Source organism: Aeribacillus sp. FSL K6-8394, from assembly GCF_038008865.1.
Classification (GTDB): domain Bacteria; phylum Bacillota; class Bacilli; order Bacillales; family Aeribacillaceae; genus Aeribacillus; species Aeribacillus composti.
In genome coordinates, this window is sequence record NZ_JBBPAA010000001.1 from 1477718 (window position 1) to 1498378 (window position 20661).

General features: G+C 41.2%; 15 protein-coding genes. 3 read left to right on the top strand and 12 right to left on the bottom strand.

Features of this window, described 5'->3' with window-relative positions; genetic code table 11:
- Positions 1 to 89: 89 nt before the first annotated feature.
- The 3 genes from NSR00_RS06960 to gltB all read right to left on the bottom strand — a co-directional run bounded on the left by NSR00_RS06960 (position 90) and on the right by gltB (position 7665).
- On the bottom strand, positions 90 to 1310 hold the full coding sequence (locus tag NSR00_RS06960) for a DNA polymerase IV (RefSeq protein WP_063388178.1): 1221 nt from the start codon (positions 1308 to 1310) through the stop codon (positions 90 to 92).
- Between the two features lie 268 nt (positions 1311 to 1578).
- Positions 1579 to 3060, bottom strand: coding sequence for a glutamate synthase subunit beta (locus tag NSR00_RS06965; RefSeq protein ID WP_063388146.1), 1482 nt, complete (start codon positions 3058 to 3060; stop codon positions 1579 to 1581).
- 45 nt (positions 3061 to 3105) lie between these two features.
- Positions 3106 to 7665 carry a glutamate synthase large subunit gene (gltB, locus tag NSR00_RS06970; protein WP_340787799.1) on the bottom strand — a complete coding sequence of 1520 codons (4560 nt, stop codon included), beginning with the start codon at positions 7663 to 7665 and terminating at the stop codon, positions 3106 to 3108.
- Between the two features lie 128 nt (positions 7666 to 7793).
- Here gltB and NSR00_RS06975 point away from each other — a divergent pair, with 128 nt between their 5' ends.
- Positions 7794 to 8696 (top strand): LysR family transcriptional regulator, encoded by a 903-nt coding sequence (locus tag NSR00_RS06975; protein WP_340787802.1) that lies wholly within the window; start codon positions 7794 to 7796, stop codon positions 8694 to 8696.
- 190 nt (positions 8697 to 8886) lie between these two features.
- Here NSR00_RS06975 and NSR00_RS06980 read toward each other — a convergent pair whose 3' ends face one another.
- The gene (locus NSR00_RS06980) at positions 8887 to 10008 is read right to left on the bottom strand and encodes a tripeptidase T (protein ID WP_340787804.1); all 1122 of its coding nucleotides are present in this window, start codon (positions 10006 to 10008) and stop codon (positions 8887 to 8889) included.
- Between the two features lie 150 nt (positions 10009 to 10158).
- Here NSR00_RS06980 and prli42 point away from each other — a divergent pair, with 150 nt between their 5' ends.
- A complete protein-coding gene (prli42, locus tag NSR00_RS06985) occupies positions 10159 to 10254 on the top strand; it encodes a stressosome-associated protein Prli42 (RefSeq protein ID WP_153028099.1) in 96 nt (31 codons plus the stop codon).
- Positions 10255 to 10678: 424 nt separating this feature from the next.
- Here prli42 and NSR00_RS06990 read toward each other — a convergent pair whose 3' ends face one another.
- The 6 genes from NSR00_RS06990 to lpdA all read right to left on the bottom strand — a co-directional run bounded on the left by NSR00_RS06990 (position 10679) and on the right by lpdA (position 16987).
- A complete protein-coding gene (locus NSR00_RS06990) occupies positions 10679 to 11656 on the bottom strand; it encodes an aromatic acid exporter family protein (protein ID WP_340787812.1) in 978 nt (325 codons plus the stop codon).
- A 77-nt stretch (positions 11657 to 11733) separates the two neighbouring features.
- Positions 11734 to 12171 (bottom strand): BrxA/BrxB family bacilliredoxin, encoded by a 438-nt coding sequence (locus NSR00_RS06995; protein ID WP_063388141.1) that lies wholly within the window; start codon positions 12169 to 12171, stop codon positions 11734 to 11736.
- Between the two features lie 121 nt (positions 12172 to 12292).
- On the bottom strand, positions 12293 to 13528 hold the full coding sequence (locus NSR00_RS07000; protein WP_340787815.1) for a dihydrolipoamide acetyltransferase family protein: 1236 nt from the start codon (positions 13526 to 13528) through the stop codon (positions 12293 to 12295).
- 30 nt (positions 13529 to 13558) lie between these two features.
- The gene (locus NSR00_RS07005) at positions 13559 to 14542 is read right to left on the bottom strand and encodes an alpha-ketoacid dehydrogenase subunit beta (RefSeq protein WP_063388139.1); all 984 of its coding nucleotides are present in this window, start codon (positions 14540 to 14542) and stop codon (positions 13559 to 13561) included.
- Positions 14543 to 14555: 13 nt separating this feature from the next.
- A complete protein-coding gene (locus NSR00_RS07010; protein WP_340787819.1) occupies positions 14556 to 15548 on the bottom strand; it encodes a thiamine pyrophosphate-dependent dehydrogenase E1 component subunit alpha in 993 nt (330 codons plus the stop codon).
- A 17-nt stretch (positions 15549 to 15565) separates the two neighbouring features.
- Entirely contained in the window at positions 15566 to 16987 is a 1422-nt protein-coding gene (gene lpdA, locus NSR00_RS07015; protein WP_340787821.1) for a dihydrolipoyl dehydrogenase, read from the bottom strand.
- Between the two features lie 212 nt (positions 16988 to 17199).
- Between lpdA and NSR00_RS07020 the strand changes: the two genes are divergently transcribed.
- Positions 17200 to 17448, top strand: coding sequence for a DUF2627 domain-containing protein (locus NSR00_RS07020; protein ID WP_340787823.1), 249 nt, complete (start codon positions 17200 to 17202; stop codon positions 17446 to 17448).
- Between the two features lie 20 nt (positions 17449 to 17468).
- Here the strand turns inward: NSR00_RS07020 and spo0A are convergent, their stop codons facing one another.
- Both spo0A and spoIVB read right to left on the bottom strand, forming a co-directional pair.
- Entirely contained in the window at positions 17469 to 18263 is a 795-nt protein-coding gene (gene spo0A, locus NSR00_RS07025) for a sporulation transcription factor Spo0A (RefSeq protein WP_063388135.1), read from the bottom strand.
- Between the two features lie 1037 nt (positions 18264 to 19300).
- Entirely contained in the window at positions 19301 to 20590 is a 1290-nt protein-coding gene (spoIVB, locus tag NSR00_RS07030) for a SpoIVB peptidase (protein WP_340787826.1), read from the bottom strand.
- Between the last annotated feature and the right edge of the window lie 71 nt (positions 20591 to 20661).

Consider the following 20661-nt stretch of genomic DNA (forward strand, 5'->3'; position numbering starts at 1 on the left):
TCGAATAACTATTCTACAGAACTGAAAATACCATAATTAATAGATTGTTTTCAAGTCAAAGCCATATACAAAGTACAGGCTTAAAAAACTTATTTAAAGAAAAAATCTTTCCCGAAGCTCGAGCCGAAAGAATCAATCTCTTTATGCATGCTCAGTCCTTTTTTGATAATTCCTTCTCCATATTTTTCAGACAATTTTTCTATCGCCTGATGGAGCGGTTCATTTTTCGCTTCTTCTTCAAAAGTAAATAGATCAAGCTGTTTAAAAGCATTTTTTTTGTGCATCACATCCTGCCCTGTTATGCCGAGCAGGCGCACAGGCTCGTTTTTCCACAGCTTTTGAAAAACAATCAAAGCATGCTGGAAAATCGTTCTTTCATCATCGGTTGGGTTTTCTAATTTCATACTTTTTGTTACAGTCGTCCGGTCTTTATAGCGAAGCATCACTGCAACTTTTGTCGCTACCGCCTCTTTTTTCTTCAATCGGAGACTTACCGATTTCGCCAAACTTTTCAGGGCATTCTTTAACTCTTCTTCATTTGTTGCATCTTCGGGCAGCGTCATCTGATTTCCGACGCTTTTAAAATCATAAACGGACGATGGATCAACCGGGCGATGGTCAATGCCGTTTGCTTTTTCTTTTAACCTTAATCCATTAATGCCAATTATTTTTTCTAGTTGAACGTCGTTTCCTCTTGCAAGGTCACCGATTGTCCGAATTCCGATCTTCTTTAATTTTTCAGCTGTTTTCGCCCCTACGCCATGCATCTCTTCTACATCAAGAGGCCACAATTTCTCTTTAATATCCCTCTTCCTTAAAACCGTTATGCCTAAAGGCTTTTTCATATCAGAAGCTGTTTTAGCCAAAAATTTATTCGGGGCAATTCCGATGCTGGACGGCAGCTCCAGCTCATCAAGAAGCCGCTGTTGAATTTCTTTTGCCAGATCGAGCGGATGTCTTGCGACGTCTGTGACATCCATATATCCTTCGTCTATAGAAACCGGCTCTACAATCGGTGTGTATGAAGATAAAATCGCAAACATTGCTTTCGATGCTTTTCGATAACGATCAAAACGGGGCTTTTTGACAATTAAATTCGGGCAAAGCTTCTTTGCCTCCCATACTGGCATGGTCGTCTTTACCCCAAACGCTCTAGCTTCATAGCTGCAAGTCACAACAATTCCTTTCCTCTCCTCCGGGTTGCCAGCTATCGCAAGCGGCAGCCCTTTTAACGACGGATCAAAGGCAGCCTCAACAGATGCGTAAAAACTATTCATATCAATATGCAAAATAACGCGGCTCATACACATCACCCAATATCATTGTACCATACATAAATAAAAGAGGCTCCCTTGTTCTTTTGAATGGGCGGACAGAGCTGAATGAAGCTGGCATTTCTTGCAGCCTGCTATGCAAATGCTTTAAAAATAAAGGAAAGGGGGTGTCTAATAAGTCGTTTTTACGGCTTATTGACGCCCCCATTAATGTGTTAGAAACGTTGATATATCGGTGTTTATGATTTTTATTTTCAATGGCGATTGGACTTTCTAGACAGCCCCGGGATTTCAAAATATAATTTTAAGGTAAATTCGTCGCTCCCATTAAGAAACGATCCACTTCCCTTGCGGCACCTCTTCCTTCATGAATCGCCCAGACAATCAAGCTCTGTCCTCTTCTTGCGTCACCTGCGGCAAATACGCCTTCTACATTTGTTGTAAATTTGCCGTACGGAGCGTTCACTTTCCGGTTTACCGTTTCAACGCCAAATTGCTTCAGAACAGGCTGTTCCGGCCCTTCAAAGCCGATTGCGATAAAGACTAAATCGCACGGCCATACTTTTTCTGTGCCGGGTATTTCTTTAAACACCGCATTGCCGTTTTCATCAAATGATTTTTCCATTTGAATCGTATGCAATTCTTTTACATTGCCATTTTCATCGCCGACAATTTTCTTTGTTTGAATGCAAAATTGACGAGGATCCTGTCCGAATTTGCTTTTGGCTTCCTCATATGCATAATCTAACGTAAAAACCAGCGGAGCTTGAGGCCATGGATTGCCTTCTGCCCGCTCCTTCGGCAAGGCTGGATGTTTACCAAATTGCACAACGCTTTTACACTTTTGCCGCAATGCTGTCGCTACACAGTCAGCACCTGTATCACCGCCGCCAATGACGATGACATGCTTATCTTTTGCATCAATAAACTTTTTGTCTGCAAAATTAGAATTGAGCAGGCTTTTCGTCGTTTCTGTTAAATAATCCATCGCAAAGTGCACGCCGTTTAATTCTCTTCCTTCAATCACAAGATCACGCTGCTTTTGCGCTCCTGTGCATAAAACAACAGCATCATATTGGGAGCGAAGCTCATCAGCGGTGATGTCTTTGCCTACTTCCGTATTAGTTATAAACGTAATTCCTTCTTCTTCTAAAAGACGCACTCTTCTTTCAACAATTTCCTTCTCAAGCTTCATATTCGGAATACCGTACATTAATAACCCGCCGATTCGATCAGCCCGCTCATAAACCGTAACGGAATGTCCCGCTTGGTTCAATTGATCCGCACATGCCAGACCGGCAGGACCTGACCCAACAATAGCGACTTTTTTACCTGTGCGCTTTTCAGGAATTCTCGGCTGAACCCATCCTTCGTCAAAGCCCTTATCGATTATTGCGCGCTCGATGCCTTTAATGGCAACAGCAGGATCTGAAATCGCAACCGTACAAGATCCTTCACACGGTGCAGGGCAAACCCTTCCGGTAAATTCAGGAAAATTATTTGTTTTTAAAAGACGGTCCAGCGCTTCCTTCCATCTACCTCTATAAACAAGATCATTCCATTCAGGGATTAAATTATGAATCGGACAACCTGATGTTAAGCCGTTGATCTCCATTCCCATATGACAGAAAGGAGTCCCGCAGTCCATGCAGCGGGCACCTTGTCTGGCAAGTGTTTCATTTGAAAACGGGAATGAATATTCCTTCCAATCATCAAGGCGGGAAAGCGGATCACGTTTTTTCTCTTCTTCGCGTACATACTCCATAAAACCTGTTGCTTTTCCCACGAGTCTCCCCCTCCTTTTCATCCATTCACTAGGTGTGCAATGAGGTTAATTTGCAACAGCCTGTAAAGCGAATGGTTCACCGGCGGTTGTTTTCTCATTCGCAACCGCTTCAAATGCTGCAAGTACAGCTTCTTCTTTCGTAAGACCTGAATTTTCCATTTTTTCAATCGTGCTGATCATTAATTTGTAGTTTCTAGGTATCACTTTAATAAATCTTCCGACATACTCTTCCCAGTGATCTAATATATGCCGGGCCTTTGGACTTTCTGTATATTGGAAATGCTTCGAAATCATGTCATATACAGTGCGGATTTCTTCTTCATCTTCAAGAGATTCAAATAACACTAATTCCTTATTGGCTGTTCGTTTGAATTTCTCCTGATCATCCGCCAATACGTAAGCAATGCCTCCGGACATACCAGCTGCAAAGTTTTTGCCGACAGATCCGAGAATGACAACACGTCCTCCGGTCATATATTCACAACCGTGATCGCCGACACCTTCAACAACAGCATTCACACCGCTGTTTCTTACACAAAATCTTTCGCCGGCTCGCCCTTGAATATATGCTTCACCGCTCGTTGCACCGTAGAACGCCACATTTCCAATAATGACATTGTCACTTGATGCAAAAGATGCTTCTTTCGGGTGACGGACAATTACTTTTCCGCCGGATAAGCCTTTTCCAATGTAATCATTGGCGTCGCCAGTAAGCGTCATCGTCATTCCTTTCGGTACAAACGCAGCAAAGCTTTGACCTGCTGAGCCGTAGAAATGAAGATTGATCGTATCTTCCGGCAGCCCCTCTTCGCCATATTGTTTTGCAATTTCGCTGCCTGTAATGGTTCCAACGACGCGGTTCACATTTTTAATGTTCAAATGGAGTTCAACTTTTTCTTTCCGTTTAATTGCCTCTTCAACTTTCGGCAATACTTCGTTCACGTCTAATGACTGGTCGATTTTATGGTTTTGCGGACGTGCAAATGTTCGCGGACCCTCCACTTGATAAAGCAAGCGGGATAGGTCAAGATGCTTTGCTTTCCAATGTTTTTTTGCACGGTCGCTAACCTTCAATACATCTACTCTTCCAACCATTTCATCAATAGTTCGGAATCCGAGGCTTGCCATGATTTCGCGAACTTCCTGCGCGATGAAATACATGAAATTAACAACATGCTCTGGCTTGCCCATAAATTTTTCACGAAGTTCAGGATTTTGCGTTGCCACTCCGACTGGACATGTATCAAGATGACATACACGCATCATGACACATCCTAGAACGACTAGAGGAGCGGTTGCAAAACCAAATTCTTCTGCCCCGAACAATGCCGCCATCACAACATCACGGCCTGTCATCAGCTTGCCGTCTGTTTCAAGAACGACTCGGTCACGCAATCCGTTGAGCATAAGCGTTTGATGTGTTTCACTAAGGCCGAGCTCCCACGGAAGTCCGGCATGCTTAATGCTCGTCTTTGGAGATGCCCCGGTACCGCCGTCATAGCCGCTGATTGTAATAACGTCCGCTGCACCTTTCGCAACTCCAGCAGCAATCGTTCCTACTCCAGCTTTTGAAACAAGCTTGACGCTGATTCGGGCATCTCTATTCGCGTTTTTCAAATCATGAATAAGCTGCGCCAAGTCTTCAATTGAATAAATGTCATGGTGCGGAGGCGGTGAAATCAATTCCACACCCGGTGTAGAGCCGCGAACTTTTCCGATCCAAGGATACACCTTTTTGCTTGGCAGCTGTCCGCCCTCACCTGGCTTTGCTCCTTGAGCCATTTTAATTTGCAGCTCGTCAGCATTGACTAAATAATGGATTTTCACGCCGAAGCGGCCGGAAGCTACTTGTTTTATGGCGCTTCGCTTCAAATCACCATTTTCATCTGGAACATAGCGGTTCGGATCTTCTCCACCTTCACCGCTGTTGCTTTTTCCACCGATGCGGTTCATCGCAATCGCCAATGCTTCATGCGCTTCCTTGCTTAAGGAACCGAAGGACATTGCTCCTGTTTTAAAGCGGCGTACGATCGATTCCACCGGCTCAACTTCTTCAATAGGAATCGGTTTTCTAGATTCATTGAATTCAAACAAGTTGCGCAAAAACGTCACTTGCTCTTCATTGGCCATCTTCGAGTATTCTTTAAATAACTTATAATCGTTTTTCCGGCATGCCCATTGCAGCGTATGGATCGTTTTCGGATTGAATGCATGGTGTTCTCCGTTTCTTCTCCATTGAAATTCGCTGCCTGGATCGAGCGTTTCATCTCGATAAGTTGTTTTAAATCCTTGAGCATGACGCATTTTCGCTTCTTTTTCAATTTCTTTTAATCCGATTCCTCCAATTTGCGAGGCTGTTCCAGTGAAGTATTCCTCGATAACTTCTTCTCCAATGCCGACCGCTTCAAAAATTTGGGCTCCGCGGTAGCTTTGAATCGTAGAAATTCCCATTTTTGACATGACTTTGACGACCCCGTCTGTCACCGCTTTTTTAAATCTTTTTACTGCTTCTTTATATGAATATGGAATCGTTCCCTTTTGAACAGCATTTCGCACTGTTTCTAAAGCTAAATAAGGATTGACCGCATCTACACCATATCCTATTAGAGCCGCAAAATGGTGCACTTCTCTCGCTTCTCCGCATTCAACAATAATGCTTGCTTTCGTACGGGTTCCTTTTTTCACCATATATTGATGCAGAGCGCTTCCGGCAAGCAGTGCTGGAATTGCTGCATATTCTTCATTTACTCCGCGATCTGATAAAACTAGAAGTGTAGCGCCGTTTTCCACCGCTTCATCAGCAGCTTGAAAGAGCTGATCTAATGCATTTTTCAAATCATCTTTAAACAAAGCCGGCAAAGTGACGCATTTAAATTCAGGATACGGATTATTTTTCAAAGCAGCGAGTTCTTCATTCGAAAGAATTGGAGATTCTAAGCGAATGCGTCGTGCTGCTGATGGATCAGGATCGAGAATATTTCCTTCTTTTCCTAACAGTGTCATCGTAGAAGTGACGATCGATTCACGAATCGCATCAATCGGAGGATTCGTTACTTGGGCAAACAATTGTTTAAAATAATTAAACAAGCTTTGCGGGCGATCTGACAGCACTGCAAGAGGAGTATCATTTCCCATTGCGCCGATCGGATCTTTTCCATCGATCACCATTGCTGCAATTGTTTTTTCAACATCTTCATACGTATAACCAAACGCTTTTTGGAGTTTGGTTAGATCGTCAACCTTTTCAACATCTTCAGGAACATTGATGTCGAAAATAGAAATTATCTGATCATTGATCCACTGGCGATACGGTTTTTCTTTGGCGATTTCTTCTTTGATTTCCTGATCAGAAATGATTCTTCCTTCTTCCAAGTCAATCAACAGCATTTTTCCTGGACTCAGCCGGTCTTTATAAAGCACATTTTCCGGTTCAACATCAATCACACCGACTTCTGATGAGAAAATAATGTAATCATCTTTCGTCACATAGTAGCGGGCTGGTCTAAGTCCATTGCGGTCCAAAATAGCTCCGATCTGCTTTCCGTCTGTAAACGAGATGGCCGTTGGACCGTCCCACGGCTCCATAAAACAGCTGTGAAACTCATAAAATGCTTTCTTATCATCATCCATTTCATCATCCCAAAACCATGGTTCAGGAATAAGCATCATCGCCGCATGCGCCAGCTTTTTCCCTGCCAACACAAAAAATTCAAAAGCGTTGTCTAAAATGGATGAATCGCTTCCGTTCATATCTAAAATAGGTGTGATTTTTGTCAAATCATCCCCGAAAACGTCTGAAACAAACAGCTTTTCCCTTGCAGCCATCCAATTCACATTGCCGCGCAATGTGTTGATCTCGCCATTATGGATTAAATATCTGTTTGGATGCGCTCTTTCCCAGCTTGGGAACGTATTGGTGCTGAATCGGGAGTGGACTAGAGCAAAAGCTGATTGAAATCTCTCGTCCTGCAAGTCTACATAAAATTCATCTAATTGTTCAGGCGTCAAGAGACCTTTATAAACAATTGTCCGGCTTGATAAACTTGCAAAATAAAATTCATTATTTTGAACAAGACGTTCTGCTTGTTTCCGAATAACATACAGCTTTCTCTCAAAAGTAAGCTCGTCTTGAATATCATCGCTCGCCCCAATAAATACTTGTCTGATGAAAGGTTTGCTCTCTTTTGCAAGCGAACCGATCTTTTCAGAATTTACCGGCACAGTTCTCCAACCTAATAATATTTGTCCTTCTTTTTCAATGATTTTGTTGATTTCTGTTTCATAATGTATCCGATCATGTTCACGACTCGGCAAAAAGACCATTCCGACTCCATATCGTCCTTTTTCTGGAAGGTTCATTCGTTCGCAAGCAACTTTAAAATAATTGTGCGGAATTTGAACCATAATGCCTGCACCGTCTCCAGTTTTTGGATCGCTTCCTTGTCCACCGCGGTGCTCCAATTGACAAAGCATGTGAAGGCCTTTTTTGACAATATCATGAGAAGGTTTCCCCTTCAGATGAGCATATAAACCGATCCCACATGCATCATGTTCAAATTCAGGACGATAGAGACCTTGTGCCTTTGGTAATCCTATCTGTTTCATCTCTTCTCCCCCATTCTCATGCCGATAAGTCTGTATGTTTAATTGTAGTTTTCAAAAATAATATTAACAATATATAATTTAGATAATAATAATCTCATTTTGATATAAATTACTTGGGGGTGAGTCAAATGGAACTGAGACAGCTTATATATTTTTGGGAGGTTGCAAAGCGGGAGCATGTTTCAGAAGCTGCTGAAGCCCTTCATGTCGCACAGTCGGCTATCAGCAGGCAAATAGCAAATTTAGAGGCGGAGCTCGGAGTGGAGCTTTTTGAAAGGGAAGGAAGGAATGTTAAGCTTACTCCAATTGGACGTCATTTTTTGCCCCATGTCGAGACGGCTTTAAAAGCGATCGAACACGCCAAACAGCAAATTGAAGAATTTTTGGATCCGGAAAGAGGAACAGTTAAAATCGGCTTTCCGACCAGCTTGGCAAGCCATACAATGCCGACTGTTATTTCCGCTTTTAAAGTAAAACACCCGAACGTTTCCTTTCATTTGCGACAAGGTTCTTATAAATATTTAATTGAAGCCGTCAAAAAAAGAGAAATCGATTTAGCTTTTCTCGGTCCTATTCCGACGGATGACAACGATGTGAAAGGGGATATTTTATTTACGGAATCCTTTGCAGCCCTTTTGCCGCACAATCATCCGCTTGCGCACAAAAAAAGCTTAGTGCTGACTGAATTACGTAATGAACCGTTTGTGACGTTTCCAGAAGGTTATATTTTGCATAAAATCGTGCATGAAGCGTGTCAACAGGCTGGATTTTCCCCAATTATTTCATCGGAAGGGGAAGATTTAGATGCCATCAAAGGGCTCGTATCGGCAGAAATTGGCGTAACATTGCTGCCTGAAAGCACTTTTTATGAAACAATGCCTCGTTTTACGGTAAAAATTCCGATTGAAATGCCTCGTGTAAGCAGAAATGTCGGCATTATTATATCGAAAAATTACGAGCTGGCCCCGTCCGTTAAAGTGTTTTATCAATTTGCAAAAGAGTTTTTCTCTGTATTAGAAAAATATCAATAAAAAAGATGCTCTTCCAGCATGATGCCGGAAGAGCGGAACGGCTGTCAATATTATAGAAGCCGGAGGTTGTAAAAACTATCAGAGGTCTTGCAGATGTTTTGGAGCTGTCAATTCTTATTATGAAGCCTAAGGCCTGGCACATCGGATCGTTTGCTGAGTGACAAGCTTCCGGCTTCAAATTTTCAAAGCTCTATTGGTTTGCTACCTCTTTTATAATGGCGACAACTAATTCTGCTGTTTTGACAAGCTCCTCAATCGGCATTTTTTCATTTATTGTATGAATTTCCTCATAACCAACAGCAAGATTAACAGTCGGAATACCGAAGCCAGCGATAATATTCGCATCGCTTCCGCCCCCGCTTTTTAACAATCTGCTCTCTCTGCCGATTGTTTTGATAGCTTTTTTAGCAATTTGAACGACCTTATCTTCATCGGTAAACGTAAATCCGGGATACATTACGTTAATATCCACTTCTGCTTTTGCTCCCATTTCGGCAGCAGCTGTTTCAAAAGCTTCCTTCATTTTTTGTACTTGCTGCTCCAATTTTTCAGGTACAAGTGAACGCGCTTCAGCTAAAATATCAACGCGGTCGCATACGATATTTGTTTGCGTTCCCCCTTCAAAACGGCCGATATTTGCCGTTGTTTCTTCATCGATTCGGCCTAAAGGCATATTGGCAACTGCTTTTGCTGCAACCGTAATAGCGGAAATTCCTTTTTCTGGCGCAACCCCGGCATGAGCGGTTTTTCCGTGAATCGTCGCTTTAATTTTTGCATGTGTCGGCGCCGAAACAATAATGTCTCCAACTTTTCCGTCACTGTCCAATGCATACCCGTATTGCGCGGTAATCAGTTTTGAATCAAGCGCTTTTGCCCCAATTAAACCTGATTCTTCTCCAACCGTAATGACAAACTCGATTTTCCCGTGAGGAATGTTATTTTCTTTTAATACACGCACCGCTTCCAGCATTGCGGCAAGGCCCGCTTTATCATCAGCGCCTAAAATCGTTGTTCCGTCCGTCGCAATATATCCGTTTTGTATAGAAGGTTTTACCCCTTTTCCAGGTACGACCGTATCCATATGAGAGGTAAAATAAATCGTATCAACGCCTTCTTTCGTCGCCTCTAGCGTACAAATTAAATTTCCTGCTCCATGTCCTGTTTTTTCAATTGATTCGTCTTCTATTACTTGTAGTCCAAGCTCGGTAAATTTTTGCTTTAATACATTTGCTATTTCCCGTTCAAATTTTGTTTCTGAATCAATTTTCACGAGTTCTAAAAATTCATTCACTAGCCGGTTTTCCTGAACCATTTTGTCTTTCCTCCTAATTATGTATTCATGTTTAGTGTAACCGATTTTGATTCCGCTTGTGAAATCAAAAAGAAGCTGTCGATGAAGGTTGTCCCCTCTAAAAAATCGTTGTACAATGTTTTATAAATCATGTATGTGGAGGGAATCATGATGACAAGCAAAAAAATGCAAAAGTGGGTTGTTTATATTATGTTAGGTTCATTGCTGATCACCTCAATTTTAACAGGCATCACTATGTGGCTTTAAAAATTCAACATGCACTTTTTACACCACATAGGCTGTTTGGTGAAAAACAATTTCTTTCAAATCGGTGCTTCCTCCTCTCGATTGCTCGTCCTCATACTACCTTTTGTTACATATTTTCCGATAAAGTCCATGAATTCCGCACATTCATTTTCGAAAATCAATCTCGTCCGCTGCGGAATTTTGGCATCGTTGCCGAGAATTTTTTTACAGATCACGCTGATTTATTCCATAGCTGTTCACGAATATTTTCAGATCATGCGAACCGATATGGTGAACATTCTTAGCCGATTTTTTTCAGCAGACACGGTCCATTCTTCTGTTTGTATTTTGAAAAGTGCAGCTCGTAAAGGCGTTTCTTCTAAACATATGTATGAAAAAAGCATTGACACGATCTCTCGTTTTATTGTGCTCAATGACAAGCGCTTCATCCTTTTCCTTTTTTGCCGTCGGCAAGACCTTTAAACTGGCTTTTAATAATTAAATATTGCTCCATTTCATATAAAAAATGATAAAGCCTCGCTCTCGTTTCAAATTCCTTTCTTGTTTTCGGAAGCGGTGCCCTTTCCATCTCTTTTTTGATGTCATCTAGCTTTTTTAAAAATTTCTTTGCTGTATTTCCGGAATGAATGTTGTCTTTTAACTCTTCAATAAACTGTGCAATAAGGTGCGCTTGTTCTACGTTTGCGGTGATCATCGTGAACGTCGGCAGCACTCGTTCAATGATTTCTAATTGTTTTTCTCTCATTTTAAAATATGCATAATATTGGTCTTCATGTCTTAGCAAACGATTTTCTACATTTCGGAGCGCCAATCCTTTCCCTTTTTCAATGAGATCGGCTGTCTCAGGAATTTCTTTTCCATCCCACGTATAGTCGCCTTCTCTTAAAAAAGCTACAATTTTTTCAAAAATAACCGCAAAGTTTTTTTCTACTTCTTTTCGATAAACATTAAGGTCATTTTCCAGGCTCGGCATATACAGATTCATTAAGAGCGCTACTCCGATCCCTGTCACAATAATCAAAAGTTCGTTTTGAACAATATCCAGCGTTATTTGACCTGCTTCATATAAGTGCAAAATAATAACAGCGCTCGTTACAATGCCTTCTGTCGTTTTAAAAAGCACCATTGTCGGTATGAAAAAAAGCAACAGAAATCCAATGACAATTGGATGATAACCAAAAATTTCAAAAAAAAGAAAAGAAAACATCATTCCCGTTATACAAGCAAAAAACCTGGACCAAGCGCTTTTCAATGATTTCTTTTTTGTTACTTGAATACAAAGAATCGCGATGATGCCGGTGGAAACAAAATGGTTTAAATCCATCAGCTGTGCTAAAAATATCGCTAGAGGAGCACCTATCGCTGTTTTTAACGTACGATAACCGATTTTAAATTTTCTCATTACTCATCACCATCATTTGCCTATTCTCTTTTCGAAATAAAAAAGGCGCCACATCTAAAAATGGCAGCCTTTTCTTTTTATACTTCGTCACAATATTGCTCGAATGCCTCTTGTAATTTTTGGACAACAGACATCGGCTCATGTCCTTCGATTTCATGGCGTTCAATCATGGTAACGAGCTTTCCATCCTTGAGCAGCGCAAAAGATGGAGAAGACGGCGGATAACCGGTAAAATAAGATCTAGCTCGTTCCGTAGCTTCTTTATCTTGACCTGCAAATACAGTCACTAATTGATCAGGACGTTTATCATAATGAAGCGCATGATATGCAGCCGGTCTTGCGATTCCGCCTGCACAGCCGCAAACAGAATTAACCATTACTAAAGTGGTTCCTTTTTTCGTTAAAGCTTCATCCACTTCTTCCGGTGTTTTCAATTCCGTATAGCCAGCGGCGACGATTTCCTCACGCGCTTGGCGAACTATGTCGTTCATGAAGAAATTAAAATCGATGCTCATTCATTCGCACCCCTTTCCCTTTTTTCACCATTATATTGTTATCTTACAATAACAGCAATCTTTGAAGCAAATGTTAACCAATTCAATTCTGCTTAAGCATTATTTCTAATAACTCAAAGGACTAATATACGGATGTCGTTTCTTTCGAAATACCTTCTAATATTTGTTTTACTCTTTGCAAAAATCTTCCGCATACTACCCCATCTAATACTCTATGATCGAGAGAAAGGCAGAGATTCACCATATCGCGCACGGCGATCATTCCGTTTTTCATGACAACTAATCTTTTCACAATCGTTTCTACTTGCAGCAAAGCCGCTTGTGGATAGTTAATAATTCCCATTGATTGAATAGAGCCGAATGAACCTGTGTTGTTAACGGTAAATGTGCCGCCTTCCATTTCCTTCGCTTCTATCGTTCCCGTTCTAACCTTTAAAGCAAGCTCGTTAATTTCTCGAGCAATTCCTTTAATGGATTTTTCATCAGCATGTTTAATAACTGGTACATAAAGCGCATCATCTGTTGCAACAGCGATCGAAATATTAATGTCTTTCTTTTGAAGAATTTTATCCCCCGCCCAAGTCGAATTCATTTGCGGATATTCTTTCAACGCTTCTGCAACGCTTTTCACAAAAAACGGGAAAAATGTTAAAGGAAAACCTTCTTTTGCTTTAAATTCTTCCTTGATCGAATTTCTTAATTCAACTAACCCAGTTACATCGACCTCAATCATCATCCAAGCATGGGGAATTTCTGTTTTGCTTCGCGCCATATTTTGAGCAATGGCTTTGCGCACCCCAGAAACAGGAATTTCAGTATCACCGGCTGTTTTAGGTGATTTATAGGATTTCGTTTCTTGGATCAAGGAGCCCTTTTTCGGTATATTACCTGCTTCAATCAGTTTCAACACATCTTTTCGGGTAATTCTTCCGAAAGCTCCCGTTCCGTTGACTTTTTCTAAATCAATATCATGTTCTTGAGCTAGCCGGAGCACTGCCGGAGAATACCTGTTTTTCATAGTCTTCTTTTCCGTTTCTTCTTTTTCAGCCGGCTGATGGTCATTAGCATAAAGACTGTCTTTTGGCTGAATTTTTTTTTCTTGTTCAACCGCCACAGCCTCCACTTCAATTCTGCAAATAACTTCGCCAACTTGGAGAGTATCTCCCTCCTCAGCTACAAGCTCTTTAATTACACCTGTATATGATGAAGGAACTTCTGCATTTACTTTATCCGTCATAACTTCTGCAATGGGATCATATTTGTTGACCTTATCGCCGATGGAGACGAGCCACTTGCTGATTGTTCCTTCTGTCACGCTTTCTCCTAATTGAGGCATTTTCATTTCTTCGATTAGCACGTTGATTCCTCCTTGAGATTAGGGTCAACTTTAAAACTCTGCCAATTCTCTCATCGCTTTTTCAATTTTTTCTGCATTCATCATAAAAAATTTTTCCATTGTCGGTGCAAATGGCATTGCAGGTACATCCGGGCCTGCAAGCCGTTTAATTGGTGCATCAAGATCAAACAAACAATGCTCTGCAATAATGGCGGATACCTCGCTCATTACACTGCCTTCTTTATTATCCTCAGTCACGAGAAGCACCTTGCCGGTTTTTGAAGCGGCCTCAATAATAGCCTCCTGATCAAGCGGATATACCGTTCTTAAATCTAAAAGGTGGACAGAAATTCCATCTTTTTCTAATCGTTCAGCTGCCTGCAGAGCAAAATGAACGCACAATCCATATGTAATAACGGTAATGTCATCCCCTTCCAGCTTGACATCCGCCTTTCCAATCGGCAAAACATAATCATCTGCCGGAACTTCCCCTTTAATGAGCCTGTATGCCCGCTTATGTTCAAAAAATAAGACAGGATCATCATCGCGTATCGCTGCTTTTAATAATCCTTTTACGTCATACGGCGTAGAAGGTATGACAATTTTCAAACCAGGCTGGTTGGCAAATACCGCCTCAACAGACTGAGAATGGTATAAAGCACCGTGCACTCCTCCGCCAAACGGCGCCCGAATCGTAATCGGACAGTTCCAGTCATTGTTGGAGCGATACCGTATTTTCGCTGCTTCTGAAATAATTTGATTGACAGCCGGCATAATAAAATCAGCAAATTGTATTTCACAAACAGGGCGCATTCCGTACATGGCCGCTCCTATTCCAACGCCAGCGATAGCAGATTCAGCAAGGGGAGCATCGATTACCCTCTCTTCTCCAAACTGTTCATATAACCCTTGAGTCGCTTTAAAAACTCCTCCTTTTTTCCCGACATCTTCTCCTAGTAGAAATACTTTTTCATCTCGCTCCATTTCCTCACGAAGTGCAGCTGTAACTGCTTCGATATATGACATAATTGGCATCTTTTTTCCTCCTTCAGTTTCCATACACATGTTTCAGTGCATGTTCCGGAGCCGCATAAGGCGCATTTTCTGCATAATCAGTTGCTTCATCGATTACGCTTGCAATTTTCGTCTGCATATTTTGTTCCAATTCCTCTGTTAACAATCCAATTTCTTTTAAATAGGATGCAAACGTATAAATCGGATCTTTTTTCTTAGCTTCTTCGATTTCTTCTTTTGTCCGGTAGCTCCGATCATCATCATCGCTCGAATGGGGTGTAAGGCGGTGCACAAGCGTTTCAACCAATGTCGGTCCCTCTCCTCGGACAGCTCTTTCTCTCGCTTCCTTCACAACTTTATACACTTCAAGAGGATCGTTTCCATCTACAGTCACCCCGTGCATGCCGTACCCTGCTGCTCTGTCTGACACTTTTTCGCAAGCTAATTGCTTTTGAATCGGAACGCTGATGGCGTATTGGTTATTTTCACACATCAAAATGACAGGTAATTTATGTACTCCAGCAAAATTCGCCCCTTCATGAAAATCTCCTTGGTTCGAAGATCCTTCCCCAAAGGAAACAAATGTGACAAAATCCTTTTTATCGATTTTTCCTGCTAAGGCGATTCCAGCTGCATGAGGAACTTGAGTTGTAACAGGGGATGAACCAGTTACAATCCGATTTTTCTTTTGGCCGAAATGTCCCGGCATTTGCCTGCCCCCGGAATTCGGGTCTTCCGCTTTTGCAAATGCTGACAGCATTAATTCTTTCACGGTCATTCCAAAGTGCAGGACAATGCCTAGATCACGGTAGTAAGGCAAAATATAATCCTTTGTTTTGTCCAAGGCAAAGGCTGCACCAACTTGAGCGCCTTCATGCCCTTGACATGAGATGACAAATGGGATTTTTCCTGCTCGGTTTAAAAGCCACATCCGTTCGTCCACTTTTCTTGCAAGAAGCATCGTTTCATACATGTTTAATACGTCCTGATCCGTTAAACCTAAAGACTGATGACGATTTTTGGGCATGACAAGACCTCCCTAGCTTATATATGTATTGCTTTGCCATTTACCGCAAGAGCCGCTTCCATTATCCCTTCTGACAATGTTGGATGGGCATGAATCGTACGGGAGAGTTCCCAAGAGCTTGCATCGAGAAAGCTTGCTAAACTTCCTTCAGAAATCAGCTCTGTTGCATTTGGTCCGATAATATGAATTCCTAAAAGATCATCGGTCTTTTCATCTGCGACAATTTTGACAAACCCTTGCGGTTCTCCATAAATGAGCGCTTTTCCAACTCCTTGAAAAGGAAATTTTCCGATTTTGACGGTATAGCCTTTTTCCCTCGCTTCTTGTTCTGTTAAACCGATACTTGCAGCTGCAGGATTCGAATAAATACATTTAGGGACTTTTTTGTAGTCAATTGGCAAAACATTCTCTCCTGCAATATGTTCTACGGCGCGTATTCCTTCTTGCGATGCGACATGGGCAAGCTGAAGACCGCCGATGACATCACCGACTGCATAGATGTTTGATTCCTTTGTTTGATAAAACTCGTTTGTCACAATATAGCCATTATGGATTTCAATTTCGGTATTTTCCAATCCAATTCCTTCTGTGTTCCCTTTTCTCCCTATTGACAACAGCAGTTTTTCACTGTGCAAACTGATTTCTTGTCCATCCTGTTCGATGAACACTGTGATTCCGTTTTGTATTTCTGTTTTTTCAGGCAAAATCGATATATTCGTAAAAATGCGGACTCCTTTTTTCCTCATTAGCCGTTCCATTTCTTTACTTATTTCAATATCTTCTGACGGCAAAATTCGATCCGCCATTTCAAGGATCGTGACTTCAACTCCGAAATCAGAGAGCATAGATGCCCATTCCATTCCAATCACTCCGCCGCCCACAATGATCATAGATGAAGGAAGGCGTTGTAATTGCAATGCTTCATCTGACGTCAAAACAGTCTCGCCGTCAATCGTTAATCCAGGCAATTCACGAGGGCGCGATCCAGTTGCAATAATAACGTATTTCGGAAGTAAAATTTGGTTTTCCTCCCCGTTTTCCATCTCTACAGAAACTGTTCCAGGCTGCGGAGAAAAGATGGACGCACCTAAAATTCGTCCGATGCCATGAAACACATCGATCTTTCCCTTTTTGACTAATTGCCTGACCCCTTGATAAAGTTGAGAAACTATCTTTTCCTTCCGCTCCTGCACTTTATCAAAATTGACTTGAACATTGGACAGCTCGATTCCAAAGTCGCTGCTTTTTTTTGATTGAGCAAATATTTCAGCGCTTCGCAATAAAACTTTGCTCGGGATGCAGCCCGAATGCAAACAGGTCCCCCCAAGCTTTGATTTTTCTACAATAGCTGTTTTCATACCGAGCTGGGATGCCCGGATCGCTGCGACATATCCTGCTGTTCCTCCTCCTAAAATCACTACATCATATTCCTTGGCCATGAAACTCTCCTTCCTTTAATCTCTTCTATGTATGCTAAAAAACCGATTTTTATAAATATTTAAATAGAAAAGACGTCTGCTATTTGTCCATTCACCATTAATAAAATGGCATACCTTCATCATAACATGTTTATTTGTATTGACAAATTGTTAGATGACCGTAAAAATGAAATTGATCCGTACTATTTTAACAGAAAGGGATATAAAGTCAAATGATAAGGCTTATTGCATTGATGATTATGGTGATTCCAGGGATTCTGGCGGTTTACGGAATTAAATTAATGAGAGACATGCTTTTTGGCATTTTACAGCCCCCGTTTCCTTACTTATGGCTGCAATTTTTAATGGGTTTATTATTTTTCCTAGCAGGATTGTTCTTTATAGGAGGATTTATTTTGCATAGAGATAGAAAACGCAATCGAGTTCAGCCGCGTTTTCAGAAAAAAAGTAACCGCCGTTAGGCTCAGCGGTTACTTTTTTTTCAGGAGGCCTTATGCTCCAATCTCAATTTATCTGCCACCATTGCGATGAATTCTGAGTTCGTCGGTTTGGCTTTTGACATGCTGACTGTGTAGCCAAACAGCGATGAGATAGATTCAATGTTGCCGCGGCTCCATGCTACTTCAATAGCATGGCGGATAGCACGTTCCACACGGCTTGCCGTTGTGTTAAATTTTTTCGCAATATCTGGATAAAGCACTTTTGTAATCGATCCTAACAGCTCGATATCATTATAAACCATGGAAATCGCTTCTCTTAAATATAAATATCCTTTGATGTGCGCAGGAACCCCGATTTCATGAATAATGCTTGTAATACTAGCGTCTAGATTGTCATTTTTATTTTCAGAAACAGCAGAGCCAGATTTATGTAAAGATATATTTTTCATTAAAGGTGAAGGTTTTCCACTCACTTGACGAATATTTCCAGCCAGCTGTTCCATGTCGAACGGTTTTAAAATAAAATAAGCAGCCCCTAGGTCGACCGCTTTTTTCGTTACATCCTCCTGGCCAAAAGCAGTTAACATGATTACGTTCGGTTTTTTCGCTTTGTTTAGCTCCTTGAGCTTTTGCAGCACTGCTAAACCATCTAAATGGGGCATTATAATATCCAATACAAGAACGTCCGGGCTTTTTTCATTTAAAATATTTAAACATTCCTGACCATTGTAAGCAACACCGATCACTTCCATATCTTCTTGGCTGGATAAATATTCATCCAAAAGGGCAACAAGCTCTCGGTTATCATCAACAATACATACTTTAATTTTTTCCACACGCACTCCTCCCAATCCTCTTTACAAAATTATACATTGTTTGATCTACAAGATATTTTCGACAACTTTACAGAGAATCCTTTTCCTTTTTTAAAAAAAAATGAAAAATTATGTGTTTTTTCAAAGTTCTTCTTTTTTCTTCTATTTATTATGAATAAAGTCTTAGATTTCAACCAAATTTCTCCTCTAACAAACATAAACAGCGTTTTTGTAATAAATATGTATGTCGAATTAAATAAGTTTATACATAAATTTTCGCTTGATTCAGCCAGTACACTTCCCTTGCTTTTAAAGCAAACAGCCCACTTCACAAAATTCCTTTATGTGAACGTGACGTTTTTCGCAAAAGGATTTATGTCAGAACGCTGCATCATGTAATAAGAGTAGGAGGGAGCGATTAACTCCCGTCCTCTCACACCACCGTACGTACGGTTCCGTATACGGCGGTTCCATTAAGATAATTGACGCAAGTCTTTATAACTTCCGTGAATAGCTGTTCTCTTTATGCCAGTGGTCACTCCACCCTCCAAGAGGTCTCCCACGGGATTCACCGCTTCCTCCCTCAAGTGAGGTACTACGTTTTCTGTGTTCATCATGACTCACTGAATGCCAAGGGCTATTCTCTCTTAATTGTTCGGTCCTTCTTAGTTGTTCTAGACCAACTAATACTATGACCTCTGCTGACTTCTGACGGTTCAGCTACTTATCACTAAGTAGGTTATGAAGAGTACTTCACATATCCGCCAGACCTCCCCGGGTAAGTACATGCACTTTCACACCATCTATCCGCCTCATTTACTCGATATGACCTTCGACAGAAAGAGCTTTGTTTTGTTATGCAAACTCACTCAATCATACCTAGCCTTATATGAGGTTCGTGTTCCTCGGACCGGTGTTTTGCCTCCAGCTTCCTTCAGATTCCGCGTCACCACGGACACCCTTTCGTTGAGCTAACCTCTACTTCTGTCTTCGGGGTTCGGGACTTACATCCTATAGTTCATGTACATGCCGGGCGCACATAAGAAAAAGCGAGTGCGTTAACTCGCTTTTTGCTGCTTTTCGTCCATACTAATCCCTGCGTCTTGCAGCATCCATTCAATGTGAACACCGTAACCAGATGTCGGATCATTGACAAATACATGAGTCACAGCGCCAACCAGTTTTCCATCTTGAATGATTGGACTGCCGCTCATTCCTTGAACAATGCCTCCTGTTTTCTTAAGCAATTCCTTATCTGTCACTTTTATGACCATACCTTTTGTTGCAGGAAACTTTTGATTCACTGTACTGACAATTTCCACATCAAATGCTTCCACTTTATTTTGATCTACCACTGTTAAAATTTGTGCAGGACCTTCTTTTACTTGATGTGAGAAAGCAACTGGTATCGGTTTGTCCATAATTCCGTTTTTCACTTCTAGATTCAGCCTGCCAAATATGCCGAATGGACTGTTTTTTGAAATAGAGCCGATCACTTCATGTTTTTCTGAAAATCTTGCTAATTTTTCACCTGGACTTCCGCCTCTTCCTTTTTCAATCGACGTTACCGTAGACCGGACAATTTTTCCGTTTTCAACCACAATCGGTTTTTTTGTATCCATATCTGATATAACGTGCCCAAGAGCACCGTATTTTTTTGATTTCGGATCATAAAACGTCATCGTTCCAATGCCTGCTGCAGAATCCCGTATATAGAGACCGATACGATACGTTTTGTCGCTTTTGTCTTTGACTGGTGTCAATTTCGTGTTGAGAACTTTGTTGTTGCGTTTTACTTCGATCGCTAAAGGGCGGCCTGTTCTTCCTGCTTCTTGTATAAATGGAATAATATCACTCATTTTTTCTATTTTTGTCCCATTAATTTTTGTTATCATATCGCCGACTTCTACACCTGCCGATTCACCCGGTGATTTTTTTCCGGCTTCAGTTTCAATTTGGTGAAAGCCGACTACTAAAACACCAAGTGTATTTAACTTAACACCGATCGATTGGCCTCCAGGAATTACCTTTAATTCCGGGAGAACTTTGACATTCACGTTTTTAACCGGCATGCCTTTTATTTCATAGAGAATTTGTCCATCTCCAGATTTCGTGCCTTTTAGCAGCAATTCGTCCCCGCTTTCCGACACTTTTAAAGCGTTCTGAACATCCTGAACTTGAGCTTGAGCTGGAATAACATTTTTTTCTATTGTATAAACGTCATGTTCAAAAATGGTGATTGTTTTCGGAATGTGTAAATATTGTCGCACCTCTTTTGAAAAGCCTAAACTGATTAAAGAAACAAGGAGAATCGTACCAATTATTTTTCTGATGTATTCTAAAGTCATTTCTTCACTCTCCTCGCTCCTAACCCACACCATATGACTATTTCACATGGCTACATCTAATAATTTTTCCT

Excerpts from the sequence above, each read along its gene's own strand:
- NSR00_RS07020 (WP_340787823.1), top strand. The coding sequence starts at position 17,200 with ATGATAAGGCTTATTGCATTGATGATTATGGTGATTCCAGGGATTCTG.
- prli42 (WP_153028099.1), top strand. The coding sequence starts at position 10,159 with ATGACAAGCAAAAAAATGCAAAAGTGGGTTGTTTATATTATGTTAGGT.
- NSR00_RS06995 (WP_063388141.1), bottom strand. The coding sequence starts at position 12,171 with ATGAGCATCGATTTTAATTTCTTCATGAACGACATAGTTCGCCAAGCG.
- NSR00_RS06960 (WP_063388178.1), bottom strand. The coding sequence starts at position 1,310 with ATGTGTATGAGCCGCGTTATTTTGCATATTGATATGAATAGTTTTTAC.
- NSR00_RS06975 (WP_340787802.1), top strand. The coding sequence starts at position 7,794 with ATGGAACTGAGACAGCTTATATATTTTTGGGAGGTTGCAAAGCGGGAG.
- NSR00_RS07005 (WP_063388139.1), bottom strand. The coding sequence starts at position 14,542 with ATGCCAATTATGTCATATATCGAAGCAGTTACAGCTGCACTTCGTGAG.
- lpdA (WP_340787821.1), bottom strand. The coding sequence starts at position 16,987 with ATGGCCAAGGAATATGATGTAGTGATTTTAGGAGGAGGAACAGCAGGA.
- gltB (WP_340787799.1), bottom strand. The coding sequence starts at position 7,665 with ATGAAACAGATAGGATTACCAAAGGCACAAGGTCTCTATCGTCCTGAA.
- NSR00_RS06990 (WP_340787812.1), bottom strand. The coding sequence starts at position 11,656 with ATGAGAAAATTTAAAATCGGTTATCGTACGTTAAAAACAGCGATAGGT.
- NSR00_RS07010 (WP_340787819.1), bottom strand. The coding sequence starts at position 15,548 with ATGCCCAAAAATCGTCATCAGTCTTTAGGTTTAACGGATCAGGACGTA.
- NSR00_RS06980 (WP_340787804.1), bottom strand. The coding sequence starts at position 10,008 with ATGGTTCAGGAAAACCGGCTAGTGAATGAATTTTTAGAACTCGTGAAA.
- spoIVB (WP_340787826.1), bottom strand. The coding sequence starts at position 20,590 with ATGACTTTAGAATACATCAGAAAAATAATTGGTACGATTCTCCTTGTT.